This window comes from Streptomyces sp. NPDC059785 (genome assembly GCF_042732375.1).
In the GTDB taxonomy this organism is placed as follows: Bacteria; Actinomycetota; Actinomycetes; order Streptomycetales; family Streptomycetaceae; genus Streptomyces.
The window spans coordinates 1-16202 of the sequence record NZ_JBHWHV010000032.1 but is presented as its reverse complement, the minus strand read 5'-3'; the positions used below and the strand labels follow the sequence as shown (position 1 = coordinate 16202).

Sequence of the window (16202 nt, the reverse complement as noted above, 5' to 3'; positions counted from 1 at the left end):
TCAGCCGGCGGGGTCCGCGGGATGCGCCGCCACCAGCGGGAGCTGCGAGGCCAGCCGCTGCTCGCAGAGCTCGACCAGCCGGTCGTAACCGGCCTTGCCCATCAGCTCGGTGAGTTCCGGGCGGTAGGAGACGTACACCGGGTCGCCCGCGCCGTGCGCCGAGGTCGCCGAGGTGCACCACCAGTGCAGGTCGTGGCCGCCCGGACCCCAGCCGCGCCGGTCGTACTCGCCGATGGACACCTGGAGCACGCGGGTGTCGTCGGGCCGGTCGATCCACTCGTAGGTCCGGCGCACGGGGAGCTGCCAGCAGACGTCCGGCTTGGTCTCCAGCGGCTCCCGGCCCTCCTTGAGCGCCAGGATGTGCAGCGAGCAGCCCATGCCGCCGGCGAAACCGGGCCGGTTCTGGAAGATGCAGGAGCCCTGGAACGGACGGGTCTGCCGCTCGCCGTCCTCACTCTCGGAGACCCAGCCGGTCTCCGTACCCACGGCGTGGTTCTGCCAGATGTCCGGCGTGAGCCGCGCCACGTACCCGGCCACGCGCTGTTCGTCCTCCTCGTCGGAGAAGTGCGCACCCAGCGTGCAGCAGCCGTCGTCGGCCCGGCCCGCCTGGATGCCCTGGCAGCCGCTCCCGAAGATGCAGTTCCACCGAGAGGTCAGCCATGTCAGGTCACAGCGGAACACCTGCTCGTCATCGGCAGGATCCGGGAACTCCACCCAGGCACGGGCGAAGTCGAGCCCCTGCTCGTCGGCCACCCGCGACTTCTTCTTCACCTTGGCCACCTTCGCCGGGGAAGAACCCCCCGACCCTCCTGCCTCCTGGGATCCCCCGAACCCCTTGGTGCTTTTGTCGGCCTTCGCCTTTTTCGTCTTTGGCACCCGTCCAGGGTAAGTCGCCCAAGGCCGCTCCGGGGACTGCCGAGGCGGCCTTGGGCAGTAGCGTTCCGTACATGAGACTCGGTGTCCTCGACGTTGGCTCGAACACGGTGCATCTGCTCGTGGTGGACGCGCACCACGGCGCGCGCCCCCTGCCCGCGCACTCGCACAAGGTGGAACTGCGGCTGGCGCAGCTCCTGGACGAGGACGGCGCCATCGGCGCCGACGGCGTGGAAAGACTCGTAGCCGTCGTCCGGGAGGCGCTGGAAGCGGCCGAGGACAAGGGTGTCGAGGACGTGCTGCCGTTCGCGACGTCCGCGGTGCGCGAGGCGACCAACGCCGACGACGTACTGGCCCGCGTACAGGCCGAGACCGGCATAGCCCTCCAGGTCCTCACCGGCCCCGAGGAGGCGCGGCTCACCTTCCTCGCCGCCCGCCGCTGGTTCGGCTGGTCGGCCGGGAAGCTGCTGGTCCTGGACATCGGCGGCGGTTCGCTGGAGATCGCGTACGGGATGGACGAGGAGCCGGACGCCGCGGTGTCGCTGCCGCTGGGCGCCGGACGGCTCACCGCGGGCTGGCTGCCCGGGGACCCGCCCGACCCGGCCGACATCAAGGCGCTGCGCAGACATGTCCGGGCACAGATCGCCCGTACGGTCGGCGAGTTCAGCCGCTTCGGCGCCCCCGACCACGTGGTCGCCACCTCCAAGACCTTCAAACAGCTCGCCCGGCTCGCCGGCGCCGCCCGCTCCACCGAGGGCATCTACGCCCAGCGGGAGCTGAAGCGGGAGTCCCTGGAGGGCTGGGTCCCCCGGCTCGCCGGTATGACGGTCGCCGAACGCGCCGAACTCCCCGGCGTCTCCGAGGGCCGCGCGGCCCAGCTCCTCGCGGGCGCGCTGGTGGCCGAGGGAGCCATGGACCTCTTCGGCGTGGAGACGGTGGAGATCTGTCCCTGGGCCCTGCGCGAGGGCGTCATCCTGCGCAGCCTGGACCACATGACGACGCACGACAGGGACGACCACGTGCGGGTCGCGGCGACGAGCACGTGAGCCCGGAGCACCCCGGTCCCCGGCCGATGTGACCGACTCGACATCCCGGACCGCAGGATCCCGCGGAACCCCAGGCGATCCGGTGCCGGAACCCGCCGGCAAGCGGTGCCACCCCTTCCGCGGGAACGTGCCCAGCTCCCGCCCGCGAAGGCATCCCCGCCCGCCCCCCGGCCCGGCCCCGTACGCTGTCCCCGTGGCAGAACCAGTGGTGCGCATCCCGGATGCGAAGGTCGCGCTCTCCACGGCCTCCGTGTATCCGGAGTCGACGGCGACGGCCTTCGAGATCGCCGCGCGCCTCGGCTACGACGGCGTCGAGGTCATGGTCTGGACCGACCCGGTCAGCCAGGACATCGAGGCGCTGCGCAGACTCAGCGACTACCACCGGATCCCGATCCTCGCGGTCCACGCACCCTGTCTGCTGATCACCCAGCGCGTGTGGTCCACCGACCCGTGGACCAAGCTCCAGCGCGCCCGTGCCGCCGCGGAGAAGCTCGACGCGGGCACCGTCGTCGTACACCCCCCGTTCCGCTGGCAGCGCCAGTACGCCCGTGACTTCGTGAACGGCGTCTGGCGCATGGCGAACGAGACCGACGTGCGGTTCGCCGTCGAGAACATGTACCCCTGGCGCTACCGCGACCGCGAGATGCTGGCGTACGCGCCCGACTGGGACGTGACCAAAGAGGACTACCGGCACTTCACCATCGACCTCAGTCACACGGCGACGGCCCGCACCGAGGCCCTGCAGATGGCCGCCCGCATGGGCGACCGCCTCGGCCACGTCCACCTCGCCGACGGCAACGGCTCGAACAAGGACGAGCACCTGGTCCCCGGCCGAGGCACCCAGCCCTGCGCGGAACTCCTCGAAGGCCTGGCGGCCACAGGCTTCGACGGCCACGTCGTCATCGAGGTCAACACTCGCCGAGCCATGTCCGGCGCGGAGCGCGAGGCCGACCTGGCGGAGGCCCTGGCCTTCACCCGCCTCCACCTCGCCTCGGCGGTCAAGGTGCCCAGGCCGTGACCGCCGCGGCCCCCACCCCGCGCCGCCGGGGCAGGCCCTCCCGTACCCAGACGGCGACGACCCCCGCGACCCGCGACATGATCCTCGCGGCGGCCCGCGAGGAGTTCTCGGCACGCGGCTACGACAAAACGTCGGTCCGAGGCATCGCCAAAACGGCAGGCGTCGACTCAGCCCTCGTCCACCACTACTTCGGCACCAAGGAGCAGGTCTTCGAGGCAGCGGTCGAGGTCGCCTTCGCCCCCGCCCTGAACGCCTCGGGCACCCTGGACGAGGGCCCCGTGGACACCATCGGCGAACGCCTGACCCGCTTCGTCTTCGGCGTCTGGGAGAACCCCGTCACACGGGCGCCCCTGCTCGCGATCGTCCGCTCCGCCGTGAACAACGAGGCCGCCGCAACGGTCTTCCGCCGCCTGATCGCAACCCAACTACTGCGCCGCGTCACCCGCCGACTCGACGTCCCCGACGCCGAACTCAGAGCCGAACTGGCCGCGGCCCAACTGGTAGGCGTGGCAATGCTCCGCTACGTGATCCGCATAGAGCCCCTGGCCGGGACAGACGCGGAACGCATCATCGAAAGAGTGGCCCCGGTGGTGCAGAACCACTTGACGGCCCCGTAGGGAAAGCCGCGACCCGCAGCCGTCGACGGACGGAAGGGACCGTGGCCGACGGTCCACGCCCCGCAGCCGCGATCGCGCGGATGTACCGGCACGGCCCCGACCCACCCACCACAGGGCGGACGCGCCACAGCCGACGGACGCCCCGCTCACAGCCCGCAACCCGAGACGCCCGTCCCGCATTCCGGACACAGGGTCCGAATCGTGGAGCGCGAGGCGTAGGCTCGACCCCTGTCACAACTCTCCGAAGGAGCGAGCGACGATGCCCGAGCTGAGGTCCCGCACAGTCACCCACGGCCGCAACATGGCGGGCGCCCGCGCCCTTATGCGCGCCTCCGGTGTACCGGGCGCGGACATCGGCCGCAAGCCGATCATCGCGGTCGCCAACAGCTTCACCGAGTTCGTCCCGGGCCACACCCACCTCCAGCCGGTCGGCCGCATCGTCTCCGAGGCGATCACCCAGGCCGGCGGCATCCCGCGCGAGTTCAACACCATCGCGGTCGACGACGGCATCGCGATGGGCCACGGCGGCATGCTCTACAGCCTGCCTTCCCGCGACCTGATCGCGGACAGCGTCGAGTACATGGTGGAAGCCCACTGCGCCGACGCCCTGGTCTGCATCTCCAACTGCGACAAGATCACCCCGGGCATGCTGATGGCGGCGCTCCGCCTGAACATCCCCACGGTCTTCGTCTCCGGCGGCCCCATGGAGTCCGGCCGCGCCACGCTCGTCGACGGCACGGTCCGCACCCTCGACCTGGTCGACGCGATCTCCGACGCCGTGAACGACAAGATCTCGGACGAGGACATCCTCCGTATCGAGGAGAACGCCTGCCCGACCTGCGGCAGCTGCTCCGGCATGTTCACGGCCAACTCCATGAACTGTCTCACCGAGGCGATCGGCCTGTCCCTCCCGGGCAACGGCTCCGTCCTCGCCACGCACACCGCCCGCAAGGCCCTGTACGAGAACGCGGCCCGCACGGTGATGGACATCACCCGCCGCTACTACGAGCAGGACGACGAGACGGTCCTGCCGCGCAACGTCGCCTCGATCGCCGCCTTCGAGAACGCGATGGCGCTGGACATCGCGATGGGCGGCTCGACCAACACGATCCTGCACCTGCTGGCCGCGGCCCAGGAGGCGGGCGTCCCGTTCGGCCTGGAGGAGATCGACGCGGTCTCCCGCCGCGTGCCCTGCCTGGCCAAGGTCGCCCCGAACGTGGCGAAGGACCGCACGTACTACATGGAGGACGTGCACCGCGCGGGCGGCATCCCCGCCCTCCTGGGCGAACTGCACAGGGCGGGCCTGCTCAACGAGGACGTGCACTCGGTCCACAGCCCGTCCCTCTCGGACTGGCTCAAGACGTGGGACGTCCGCGGCGGCTCCCCGTCCCCCGAGGCGGTCGAGCTGTGGCACGCGGCCCCCGGCTGCGTCCGCTCCGCCGAGGCATTCTCCCAGTCCGAGCGCTGGGAGGCACTGGACACGGACGCCGAGAACGGCTGCATCCGCTCGCTGGAGCACGCGTACTCCAAGGACGGCGGCCTGGCGGTGCTCAGGGGCAACCTCGCCGTGGACGGCTGCGTCGTGAAGACGGCGGGCGTCGACGAGTCGATCTGGACGTTCGAGGGCCCGGCGGTGGTCTGCGAGTCGCAGGAGCAGGCGGTCGAGAAGATCCTCAACAAACAGATCACGCACGGCGACGTCGTCGTGATCCGTTACGAGGGTCCCAAGGGCGGCCCGGGCATGCAGGAGATGCTGTACCCCACGTCGTTCCTCAAGGGCCGCGGCCTGGGCAAGACGTGCGCGCTGGTCACGGACGGCCGCTTCTCCGGCGGTACGTCGGGCCTGTCGATCGGCCACGCCTCGCCGGAGGCGGCGTCCGGCGGCACGATCGCGCTGGTCGAGGACGGCGACCGCATCCGCATCGACATCCCGAACCGCACGATCGAGCTGCTGGTGGACGACGCGGAGCTGGCCCGCCGCGACGAGGCCCTGAACGGCACGTACGCGCCGGCCGACCGTGACCGCAAGGTCTCCGTCGCGCTGCGGGCGTACGCGGCGATGGCGACGAGCGCGGACAAGGGCGCGGTGAGGGACGTCACGAGGCTGTCTTAAGCCCAGCGCACCCACCACAGCGCACCGGAGTCACAGCGCACCGGATTCGCAGCGCACCGGAGTCAAAGCGTCCCCCGCCACCCCTCGGGATCGTCCGCGCCCACGGCGAAGACGGTCCCGTCGGGGGCGCTCCCGTAGACCCGCCCGTCGCCCACCGAGGGCGTGGGCAGATCGGCGACGACCCGGTCGGACTGCGCGGACATCCGTACCCCGGTCTGCCCGAGCAGCTTGCCCGTCCGGGCGTCGACGGCGAGCAGCCGCCCGTCGGGCGAGCTGAAGTACACGTGCCGGGAGTCGGCGGCGGGCATCGACCCCAGGCTGACGGAGGTCTCGAGCCGCCACCGCTGCTTCAGCGCGTCGAGGTCGACGGCGACCATGCCGCCACCGGCGGCCAGCAGATACACGGTGTCCTTCAGCACCGTGGCCTGCGCCTGCGGAAGCGCCACGGGCAGCTTCACCCGGCGAGCCTTCTCCGCCGCCGGGTCGTAACGCACCACGACGTCCGTCTGGTCGTACTTGTCGGTCCCGGTGAGGACGAGTTCGTCCCCGAGCGTGCCGACGGGGGCGAGCGTGCCGTCCAGCTCGGTGTCCCAGCGCACGTCCCCGGTCTCCGGGTCGACCGCGGTGATCCGCGTGGTGGACCCGTCGGACGAGGTGGTCGTGGCGTAGGCGGGCCCGCCGCCGGGGAAGGCGGCGAAGACGGGGGTGGTGTACCCGGTCAGCCGCCGGGTCCAGCGGATCTTGCCGGTGGCGCCGTCCACCCCGGTGGCGGTCCCGTCGGCGCTGGTCAGCAGCACTGTGCCACCGGCGTGCTCCAGGGTGCCGTACGGCGCCAGGCCGAGCGACCACCGCCGCTTGCCGGTCTCCGGGGCGAACGCTTCGAGGCGCCTGCCGGACCGGGTCACGACGTGCACGAGACCGCCGGAGACGACGGGCCGCGGAACCGTGTCCTGCACCTCGTCGAAGGCGTGCCGCCAGAGCACCTTCCCGTCGGAGGGATCGAGCGCGGACAGCAGCCCGCGCTGCGCGCAGAAGAGCTTGCCCGCACCGTGCGCACACTGCGGAAGCCCGTCCGCGCCGTCGACCCCGTCGGCCCCGGCCCCCGGTTTCGTGTCCCAGGCGGCATGGGCCTGGGCGACGGCGGCGGGCGCGGACCGCTGCCCGCTGTCCTTGGGTGAGGCGGGACTGGGCGTGGCGAGCCACTGGGAGCTCACGAGCGCACCGGCCACGACGAGGGCGAGGACACCGCCTGCCGCCACCAGCGGCTTGCGCACACGCCGCTGCCCCCCGGCCTCCCGGACGTGGGTGGAAGCCTCCCGACCACCTGTGCCACCGGAACCCGCACCACCCGAACCCTCTTTACTGCCCGAGCCATTTCCACCACCCGAGCCATTTCCACCACCCGAGCCCCCGCCATCACCACCCGAGCCCCCGCCATCACCACCCGAGCCCCCGCCATCACCACTCAGAACATCCCGCTGAGCAGGTATGAACGCCTGGGTGTCGTAAGAGGCGGCCACGGAGCGCAGCTCGCGCATGAGCTCGTCGGGGGTGGGCCGGTCCTCCGGCTCCTTGGCGAGGCAGCGGGTGACGAGCGGTGCGAGGTTCTCCGGTACGCCGGTCAAGTCGGCCTCGTCGTGCACGACTTGGTAGGCGACGATGTACGGACTGTCGGAGTCGAAGGGCCCGCGGCCGGTCGCCGCGTGCACCATCACCGACCCCAGGGCGAAGATGTCCGCGGCCGGCCCCACCTGCCGCGGCCGCCGGAACTGCTCGGGCGCCATGAAGGGCGGCGTGCCGATCAGCTTCCCGGTCTCGGTGCGCAGCTCGCTGTCGGATGGCCGGGAAATACCGAAGTCGATGACCTTGGGCCCGTCCTCGGCGAGCAGCACGTTGCTCGGCTTGAGGTCGCGGTGGACGACACCCACACGGTGGATGTCGCGCAGCGCCTCGGCGAGCCCCGCCATCAGCCGGCGCAGCTGTCCGGGCGGCATCGGACCGTTCCGCTTCACATGCTCGGCGAGGGTGGGCCCCGGGATGTACAGCGTCGCCATCCAGGGCCGCTCACCGTCGGCGTCGGCGTCGACGACGGGCGCGGTGAAGGCACCGCTCACCCTGCGCGCGGCCGCGATCTCCTGTCGGAAACGCCCTCTGAACTCGGGATCCTTGGCGAACTCGGCGTGCACGACCTTGACCGCGAGGCGCAGCCCCGAACCACTGCGGGCGAGGTGGACGACGCCCATGCCGCCCGAACCGAGGCGCTCCTCAAGGCGGTAGTGACCGGCGTACCGGGGAAGTTCCGCTTCCGCGTCAGTGCCGGTGTCCCGCTGTGGCGCCATGGACCCACCCCCGTGCTGTTCGTCGCTGTTCGTCCGCGCGCACGACGCACGGAGCCTAGTCGAAGTCTCGTCGCGGACAGAGGCGGCTTGCTAGCCTCCGCGTGCGACATGGGCACACCAACACATTTGGCGTGATCCAGTTCTTCCACAACCAACGGGGGAGGCCGACATGGCCATCGACAGCACGGAAACCCAGCCCGAACCGCAGCCCGAGACCCAGACCGAGACCCAGCTCCAGACCGACACCCAGGTGCTGGCGGCAGCGGCACAGGTCACCTACTACACCACCGCACCGGTCACCCTGAACGTCCGCAGCGGCCCCGGCACCGGCTACAGCATCGTCCGCACCCTGCCCGGCAGCTCGCGGGTGCCGATCGTCTGCCAGCGCCCGGGAACGACCGTGAGCGGCACGTACGGTACGTCGAACATCTGGGACAACATCGCGAGCGGCCAGTACATCTCGGACGCCTACGTGAAGACGGGCAGCGACGGCTACGTGGCCGCCCGCTGCTCCTGACCCCTGCTAAGCCCTGCTGAGCACGGCTGACCCCTGCTGAGCACGGCCGAGCACGGCGGGCCGGGGCCCCGCGGCGGAACCGGGCGATAATCGACGCGTGAGCGACGAGACCCAGCCCGGCACCCCCGCGGGCCCCCAGCCCGAACCCATCCGCTTCTTCGGAACCACGTGGGTGCGGCACGACGGCGGGTACGCGGCCCGCCGCGCGGGCGTGGCCGCCGGCTCCCTCGTCGCCGCGGCCGCCGCCTGCTTCGTACTGCGTTTCGCCTACGAGGGCCTGACCATCGCCGACGTGGGCAAGCCGGTGACGCTGCTGGTCGTCGTCATGTTCGCGGTGTGCAGCGCGCTCGCGTTCCGGCACACCTGGGAGGGCTTCGCCAAGCGCCACGACCCCGGCCGGCAGGCGTCGCTGCGCGGCCTGCTCGCGATCGGCTTCATCGGCTCCCTCCTGGCCTACTTCGTCCGCTCGCTCACCGAGGCCCCGGGCGAACGGCTGCACCGCCGGGAGTACGAGACGGCGCGCGAGCAGTACGAGCGCCGCAGCAGCCGCCGCACGAAGAACCCGTCGAAGAAGCGCCGCTGACCCGCGCCGCCGCGCTCACCGGCACACCCCACTCACCAGCACCCCCAGGCGTCCTCCCGCTCACCCCCCACACGAGCCACCATGGACGTATGACCACCGCCCACAACCGCAACCAATCCGACCACCCCGACCACCCCGACCACCCCGACCACCCCGACCACCCCGACCACCCCGACCACCCCGACCACCCCGGCCACCCCGGCCACCCCGACGACCTCCGCACCGCCCGAGCGCACTCCTTCAACGCCGCGGCGGCGCAGTACGCGGCGAACCGCCCCGACTACCCGCCCGCGCTCTTCGACGCGGTCGAGGAGCTGGCGGGCCGGCCGCTCGCCGGAGCGAGGGTGGCCGACGTGGGCGCGGGCACGGGCATCGCGACCGCCCTGCTCCACGCGCGGGGCGCGAACGTGGTCGCCGTGGAGCCCGGCGCGGGCATGGCGGCCGAGTTCCGCCGCAGGCTCCCGGCCGTACCGATCCTGCGCGGCGACGGCAACGCGCTCCCGCTCGCCGACGCCTCCGCCGACTTCCTCACGTACGCCCAGTCCTGGCACTGGACCGAACCGGCCCGCTCGGTCCCGGAGGCGCTGCGGGTGCTGCGTCCGGGCGGCGCGCTGGCCCTGTGGTGGAACACGGACGCGCGGGACGTGCCGTGGATCGCCGCGCAGGCCAGGCGTCTGGAACACCGCCTCGGCACCGGCAAGGGCACCATCGGCCCGCGCGCGGAGGCCGCGTTCACCGGCGCTGCGCACGTCCCGGACTTCGCGTTCCGCCGGGTCCGCTGGAGCCGTACCGTTTCGGTCGGCACGCACCTGGCGAACCTCGGCAGCCACTCGATCTTCCTCGTCCTCGGCGAGGAGGACAGGTCCGCCTTCCTCGCCGAGGAGCGCGACCACCTCCTGGAGGTCTTCCCGGAGGGCCTGGTCGAGGAGGTCTACGACGTCCTGTTGATCGTGGCCGTGCCCGAGCCCGAGCCCGTGTCCGCAGCCACCGACCCCGACTCCGACCCCGATCCCGCCTCCCACTCCTGACCGCGGGCGGCGGTCCAGCCCTCAAGGGCCGCCGCACACGCGTGGTCCACGTGCCGCAGCCCGCCGAGATCGAGGCGTACGTCGCGATCGTGCGGCAGCGCTTCCAGCGCGTCGAGCAGCTTCGGCAGCCGGAGGAAGGTCGCGTGCCCCGCGACCCGTACGACCAGCCCGGCGTCGCCCCGGTCCTCGGTCTCCACGTGGACGTGGCTGGTGTCCCAGGCGGTCTTGGCGACGGCGAGCGCGAGCCCGACCAGCACGCCCTGGAAGAGGTCCCCGGCCACGATCGCCACGGCGGTCACGGCCAGCACGACCACCTCGCCCCGGTGCGTGCGCCACAACGGCGCCAGTTCCCGTACCGGCACCAGTTTGCAGCCCGCGTGCACGAGCAGCCCGGCCAGTGCCGCGACCGGGATCACCCCGAGCGCGGCGGGCAGTGCGGCGACGAACACCAGCAGCCACACGCCGTGCAGGACCCGCGACAGCTTCGTCCGCGCCCCGGCCCGTACGTTCGCCGAACTGCGTACGATCACCGCGGTCATCGGCAGCGCACCGAGCACCCCGCAGACCGTGTTCCCGGTGCCCTGCGCGATCAGCTCCCGGTCGTAGTCGGTACGCGGCCCGTCGTGCAGCCGGTCCACGGCCGCCGCGCTGAACAGGGTCTCGGCCGACGAGATCAGCGCGAACGCCAGCACCGTGCCGAGCGCGCCGACTTCCGTGAGCCGGCCCAGCTCCGCGGCGGACGGCGAGTGCACCGCCGCGAGGAGCCCGTGCACCTCGACCCGGCGCACCGGCAGGTCGAACAGCGCGGTCGCCGCCGAGGCGAGCGCCACCGCGGGCAACGGCGCCGGCACCGTACGCGCCCCGCGCTCCCAGCGCGGCCAGAGCACCAGCACCAGGACGGTGCCGCCGCCGACCGCGAGCGCCACGGGATCGGCGGCGGCGGGCAGCGCGAGCAGCCCGGCCAGCTTCTCCGGCCCGCTCGCGGGCGTCGCCGTGTCACCGAGCGCGTAAACCTGCCCGGCGACGATCACCAGCCCGATCCCGGCGAGCATCCCCTGCACGACGGCGACGGACACGGCCCGGAACCACCGCCCGAGCCGCAGCGCGCCCAGTGCGAGCTGCACCAGACCCGCGCCGAGCACGAGCACCCCGAGCGCCTGGACCCCGTACTCCCGCACGGCCTCGTAGACCAGGACGGTCAGGCCCGCGGCGGGCCCGCTCACCTGGAGGCTGCTGCCGGGCAGCGCCCCGGCCACCAGGCCGCCGGCGATTCCGGTCACCAGACCCAGTTCGGCGGGCACGCCGGAGGCGACGGCGACGCCCACGCAGAGCGGCAGCGCCACGAGGAAGACGACGAGGGACGCGGTGACGTCGGCGCGCCACGGGAGGGCGCGTATACGGGAGGGGAGCACGCGGACGCGCTGGACGGCCGGGCGGGATCGACGGGCTGGACTTGGTTGAGCGGTTCGGTTCCTGCGCGTGATGCGGATCCTGCGCATGAGCGGCACCTCCGTGAGCGAACGGGAGATGCGTGGGCCGCCGCGCCAGGGGGAGGACGCGGCAGGGCGCCGGCCCGCCGACCGTTCCCCACGACCGGCACGACGAGCACGGCGGACGCGCCCGGCATATGACCAGGCACTGAAATCCATTGTCAGGTGCGGTAGTCGGGATCGCACCCTTCGCCCGTTACGGACAGGTGAACGCGGAAGCGTACGCGGCGCATCTCCACGGAACGCCCCCTTCCGATCACTCCGCCACGCGCCTGCGCCCACCACCGCGCCCGGCTTGACGGGGCGGTATGAAGGCGCGCCATAATCATCACATGATGAATATAAAGCGCCGTCCACCGGACGACGCGTCCCAGCCACCGCACGCCGTCAGCTCCCAGCCACCGCAGGCCATCCGTGCCGAAGCCCTCACCGTCGTCCGCGGTCCCCGCACCGTCCTGCGCGGACTCGACTTCACCGTGCCGCGCGGACAGATCACCGGCCTGCTGGGCCCGTCCGGCTGCGGCAAGTCGACCCTGATGCGCGCCGTCGTCGGCACCCAGGCCAAGGTCTCCGGCACCCTCGACGTCCTGGGCCGCCCCGCGGGCGCCGCCGCCCTCCGCTCCCGCATCGGCTACGTCACCCAGGCCCCCTCCGTCTACGACGACCTGACCGTCCGCCAGAACCTGGACTACTTCGCCGCGGTCCTCGACCCCGGAGGCGCCGCCGCCGACCGCCGCCGCGAACACGTCACCCGCGCCATCGCCGACGTCGACCTCACCTCGCACGCCGACGCGCTGGCCGGCAACCTCTCCGGCGGCCAGCGCAACCGCGTCTCCCTCGCCGTCGCGCTCCTCGGCACCCCCGAACTCCTCGTCCTCGACGAGCCCACCGTCGGCCTCGATCCCGTCCTGCGCCGCGACCTGTGGGACCTCTTCCACGCCATCGCCGCCGACCGGGGCGCCACCCTCCTCGTCTCCTCGCACGTCATGGACGAGGCCGAGCGCTGCCACCGCCTGCTGCTGATGCGCGAGGGCGAGATCCTGGCCGACGACAGCCCCGGGGCCCTGCGCGACCGCACCGGCTGCGACACCGTGGAAGCCGCCTTCCTCCGCCTGGTCGACGAAGCCGCCGCGTCCGATCCCCGAGGCATGAGCTCCGGCGACCGGCCGGACAATGCCCAAGGCATGAGCTCCGGCGACCGGCCGGACAAGGAGACCGCCCGATGAGCGCCGTCAACCTCTCCCGCACCACCGCCACCGCGACCCGCGTGCTGCGCCAGCTCCGCCACGACCCCCGCACCGTGGCCCTGATGATCCTGGTCCCGTGCGTGATGCTCCTGCTGCTGCGCTACGTCTTCGACGGCAGCCCGGGCACCTTCGACTCCATCGGCGCGTCCCTGCTCGGGATCTTCCCGCTGATCACGATGTTCCTCGTCACCTCCATCGCCACCCTGCGCGAACGCACCTCCGGCACCCTCGAACGGCTCCTCGCCATGCCCCTGGGCAAGGGCGACCTCATCGCCGGTTACGCCCTCGCCTTCGGCGCCGTGGCGGTCGTCCAGTCGGTGCTGGCCACCGCGCTCGCCGTCTGGGCCCTCGGCCTGGACGTCACGGGCTCGCCCTGGCTCCTGCTCCTCGTCGCCCTGCTCGACGCGCTGCTGGGCACGGCCCTCGGCCTCTTCGTCTCGGCGTTCGCGGCGTCGGAGTTCCAGGCGGTCCAGTTCATGCCGGCGGTGATCTTCCCGCAGCTCCTCCTCTGCGGCCTGTTCACCCCGCGCGACAAGATGCACCCCGCCCTCGAAACGATCTCCGACGTCCTGCCCATGTCCTACGCGGTCGACGGCATGAACGAGGTGCTGAAACACACCGACATGACCGCCACGTTCGTACGCGACGCCCTGATCGTCGCGGGCTGCGCCCTGCTGGTCCTGTGCCTGGGCGCCGCGACCCTGCGCCGCCGGACGGCGTGACGCACCGCCGTACGCGCCCCGTCCGCCCACCGGACGTCCGAGCCGCGCCCGCACCCCCGGTGCGAGGATGAACCCCGGACGACGCACACCCGGGAGGGCACCCGCACATGAGCCAGAAAGTCGCAGTCCTCGGTACCGGCAAGATCGGTGAAGCCCTGCTCAGCGGAATGATCGGAGCCGGCTGGGCCCGCGCCGATCTGCTGGTCACCGCCCGCCGCCCGGAGCGCGCCGCGGAGCTGCGGGAGCGCCACGGGGTCACGCCGGTCGGCAACGCCGAGGCGGCCAAGTCCGCCGACACCCTGATCCTCACGGTCAAGCCCCAGGACATGGGCACCCTGCTCGACGAACTCGCCCCGCACGTCCCCGCCGACCGTCTGGTCATCAGCGGCGCGGCGGGCATCCCCACCTCGTTCTTCGAGGAACGCCTGACCACCGGCACGCCCGTGGTCCGGGTCATGACGAACACCCCCGCCCTCGTCGACGAGGCCATGTCGGTCATCTCCGCGGGCACCCACGCCACCGCGGCCCACCTCGCCCACACCGAGGAGATCTTCGGCGCGGTCGGCAAGACCCTCCGGGTCCCCGAGTCCCAGCAGGACGCCTGCACGGCCCTCTCCGGTTCGGGTCCCGCGTACTTCTTCTACCTGGTCGAGGCCATGACGGACGCGGGCATCCTGCTCGGCCTGCCCCGGGACAAGGCCCACGACCTGATCGTCCAGTCCGCGATCGGCGCCGCCAAGATGCTCCGCGACAGCGGCGAACACCCGGTGAAGCTCCGCGAGAACGTCACCTCCCCGGCGGGCACGACCATCAACGCCATCCGCGAACTGGAGAACCACGGCGTACGGGCGGCTCTCATCGCCGCTCTGGAAGCGGCCCGCGACCGCAGCCGCGCGCTGGCCTCCGGCAACAACTGACCACCGCGCCACCGGGCGGCGACCGGGCACCGGGCCGTGAGGCCCGGCACCCGATCACGTCCTTCGACCGTCACGCGGGCAGCAGTCCGATCGCCCGGTAGGCGGCGTCCACGGTCGGCCGCGCCCGCTCCCGCGCCTTCTGCGCACCGAGCCGCAGCACCTCCTCCACGTACGAGGGATCAGCGCACAACGCCTTGTGCCGCTCCTGGAGGGGCCTGAGGACCTCGACCACAGCGTCGGCGGTGTCCTTCTTCAGCGCACCGTACGAGTCGTACGACCCGGCCAGAACGCCCGGCTCCCCGCCCGTACAGGCCGCGAGAATCTCCAGCAGGTTCGAGACACCGGGCCGCCCCTCGGGATCATGGACGACATCCGTCCCGCTGTCCGTCACGGCCCGCATGACCTTCTTCCGTACGACGTCCGGCTCGTCGAGGAGATAGATGATCCCGGGCCCGGAGTCGTCGCTCTTCCCCATCTTGGACGTCGGCTCCTGAAGGTTCATGACCCGGGCCGCCACCTGCGGACCGACCGCCCGGGGCACGGTGAACACGTGCCCGTACCGCTGGTTGAACCGCACCGCCAGATCCCGCGTCAGCTCGACGTGCTGCGTCTGGTCGTCCCCGACCGGCACCTCGTCCGCCCCGTACGCCAGGATGTCCGCCGCCATGAGCACGGGATAGGTCAGCAGCGACAGCCGCACACTCCCGCCCCGGGCCCGCTCCCGCGCGGCCTTCTCCTTGTACTGGATCATCCGCCGCATCTCCCCGTCGGTCGCGACGCACTCCAGCACGTACGACAACCGCGCGTGCTCGTCCACATGACTCTGTACGAAGACGGTGCACACCTCGGGATCGAGCCCCGCGGCCAGCAGCAGCGTCGCCGCCTGCCGGCTCAGCCTGCGCACCCGCCCGGGATCGTGGTCCACGGTGAGCGCGTGCAGATCCACGACGCAGAAGACAGCGTCGGCCCGGTGCTGGTCGAGCTCGGCCCACCGCCGCACGGCGCCCAGGTAGTTCCCCAGCGTCAGATGCCCGGTCGGCTTGACCCCGCTGAAGATCCGCGTCATCTCTCCACCTCCTGATAGAGGCCGCCGCGCCCGTCGGCCGGCCTCCGGGTGGAGAAACGAGAACGGCCGCCGAGGCGGCGGCCGTGGGTACATGCGTGAGTACGGCCGCCGTCAGGCGGCCCACCACTGCTGGGTGCACGCATGTGTCGTCATACCCCCGAGGGTACGCCCAGGGGTGCCCCTGAGGAGCGAAGTTGACACGCCCCGGTCCACTCCGTAATGTTCTCCGAGCTGTTCAGCGTGAGCGCCGACCCCGGTCGGTCCCCGAACGGCCATTCCGCACCAAGCACTCAAACGAACGGCGACTCGTTGTCGGCTCGTTTCCATGCGCTTTTGCGAAATGAGGAATCCGCGTTCGACAGAGCGCCACCCCGATTAGGTCGGGAGCCCGGATTCCGCTAAAGTCTCACTCGTCGGAACGGCCCAAGGGCCGCAAAGACAAAGCCCGCTGACTGGGAATCAGGCCCGAAAGGATCTGATAGAGTCGGAACCGCCGGAAAGGAAACCGCGAGAGCGGAAACCTGGAAAGCACCGAGGAAATCGGAACCGGAAACGGTCTGATAGAGTCGGAAACGCAAGACCGAAGGGAAAAGCCCGGAGGAAAGCCCGAGACAGTAACTCGGGTG

Annotated in this window: 14 protein-coding genes; 10 read left to right on the top strand and 4 right to left on the bottom strand. The window is 71.8% G+C overall.

The genetic code is table 11. The features are described from left to right. The gene (locus ACFV6E_RS23720) at nucleotides 1–876 is read right to left on the bottom strand and encodes a hypothetical protein (protein ID WP_385464391.1); all 876 of its coding nucleotides are present in this window, start codon (nucleotides 874–876) and stop codon (nucleotides 1–3) included. A gap of 71 nt (nucleotides 877–947) precedes the next feature. Between ACFV6E_RS23720 and ACFV6E_RS23715 the strand changes: the two genes are divergently transcribed. The 4 genes from ACFV6E_RS23715 (at nucleotide 948) to ilvD (ending at nucleotide 5667) form a co-directional block, all read left to right on the top strand. Then, the gene (locus tag ACFV6E_RS23715; RefSeq protein ID WP_385173071.1) at nucleotides 948–1919 is read left to right on the top strand and encodes a Ppx/GppA family phosphatase; all 972 of its coding nucleotides are present in this window, start codon (nucleotides 948–950) and stop codon (nucleotides 1917–1919) included. Between the two features lie 193 nt (nucleotides 1920–2112). Further along, nucleotides 2113–2937 (top strand): sugar phosphate isomerase/epimerase family protein, encoded by an 825-nt coding sequence (locus tag ACFV6E_RS23710; RefSeq protein ID WP_385173068.1) that lies wholly within the window; start codon nucleotides 2113–2115, stop codon nucleotides 2935–2937. Then, nucleotides 2934–3554 carry a TetR family transcriptional regulator gene (locus ACFV6E_RS23705; RefSeq protein WP_385173066.1) on the top strand — a complete coding sequence of 207 codons (621 nt, stop codon included), beginning with the start codon at nucleotides 2934–2936 and terminating at the stop codon, nucleotides 3552–3554. Before ACFV6E_RS23710 ends, ACFV6E_RS23705 begins: the two co-directional genes overlap by 4 nt. Nucleotides 3555–3813: 259 nt before the next feature. Next, nucleotides 3814–5667 (top strand): dihydroxy-acid dehydratase, encoded by a 1854-nt coding sequence (gene ilvD, locus ACFV6E_RS23700; RefSeq protein ID WP_385173063.1) that lies wholly within the window; start codon nucleotides 3814–3816, stop codon nucleotides 5665–5667. A 62-nt stretch (nucleotides 5668–5729) separates the two neighbouring features. Here ilvD and ACFV6E_RS23695 read toward each other — a convergent pair whose 3' ends face one another. Beyond that, nucleotides 5730–8006 carry a serine/threonine-protein kinase gene (locus tag ACFV6E_RS23695; protein ID WP_385464388.1) on the bottom strand — a complete coding sequence of 759 codons (2277 nt, stop codon included), beginning with the start codon at nucleotides 8004–8006 and terminating at the stop codon, nucleotides 5730–5732. Between the two features lie 169 nt (nucleotides 8007–8175). Here ACFV6E_RS23695 and ACFV6E_RS23690 point away from each other — a divergent pair, with 169 nt between their 5' ends. The 3 genes from ACFV6E_RS23690 (at nucleotide 8176) to ACFV6E_RS23680 (ending at nucleotide 10134) form a co-directional block, all read left to right on the top strand. Next, a complete protein-coding gene (locus tag ACFV6E_RS23690; protein ID WP_385173058.1) occupies nucleotides 8176–8523 on the top strand; it encodes a hypothetical protein in 348 nt (115 codons plus the stop codon). A 97-nt stretch (nucleotides 8524–8620) separates the two neighbouring features. Next, nucleotides 8621–9106: an EamA/RhaT family transporter gene (locus tag ACFV6E_RS23685; protein WP_385173055.1), complete on the top strand. Its 486-nt coding sequence runs from the start codon at nucleotides 8621–8623 to the stop codon at nucleotides 9104–9106. An 89-nt stretch (nucleotides 9107–9195) separates the two neighbouring features. Next, nucleotides 9196–10134, top strand: coding sequence for a class I SAM-dependent methyltransferase (locus ACFV6E_RS23680; RefSeq protein ID WP_385464385.1), 939 nt, complete (start codon nucleotides 9196–9198; stop codon nucleotides 10132–10134). Here the strand turns inward: ACFV6E_RS23680 and ACFV6E_RS23675 are convergent. Next, nucleotides 10038–11633, bottom strand: coding sequence for a SulP family inorganic anion transporter (locus ACFV6E_RS23675; RefSeq protein ID WP_385173050.1), 1596 nt, complete (start codon nucleotides 11631–11633; stop codon nucleotides 10038–10040). The two genes, ACFV6E_RS23680 and ACFV6E_RS23675, sit on opposite strands and share 97 nt — an antisense overlap. Nucleotides 11634–11956: 323 nt before the next feature. On the opposite strand from ACFV6E_RS23675, the gene ACFV6E_RS23670 reads away from it, so the two are divergent. From ACFV6E_RS23670 to proC, 3 genes are all read left to right on the top strand, one after another. Then, the gene (locus ACFV6E_RS23670) at nucleotides 11957–12850 is read left to right on the top strand and encodes an ABC transporter ATP-binding protein (RefSeq protein WP_385173047.1); all 894 of its coding nucleotides are present in this window, start codon (nucleotides 11957–11959) and stop codon (nucleotides 12848–12850) included. Then, nucleotides 12847–13593, top strand: a complete 747-nt coding sequence (locus tag ACFV6E_RS23665) for an ABC transporter permease (RefSeq protein WP_385173044.1) — start codon at nucleotides 12847–12849, stop codon at nucleotides 13591–13593. Before ACFV6E_RS23670 ends, ACFV6E_RS23665 begins: the two co-directional genes overlap by 4 nt. Nucleotides 13594–13700: 107 nt before the next feature. After that, nucleotides 13701–14510, top strand: coding sequence for a pyrroline-5-carboxylate reductase (proC, locus tag ACFV6E_RS23660; protein ID WP_385173042.1), 810 nt, complete (start codon nucleotides 13701–13703; stop codon nucleotides 14508–14510). A gap of 70 nt (nucleotides 14511–14580) precedes the next feature. On the opposite strand, the gene trpS is transcribed toward proC, so the two are convergent. Then, complete coding sequence (gene trpS / locus ACFV6E_RS23655) at nucleotides 14581–15576, bottom strand: tryptophan--tRNA ligase (RefSeq protein ID WP_385173039.1); 996 nt, start codon at nucleotides 15574–15576, stop codon at nucleotides 14581–14583. Nucleotides 15577–16202 lie beyond the last annotated feature (626 nt).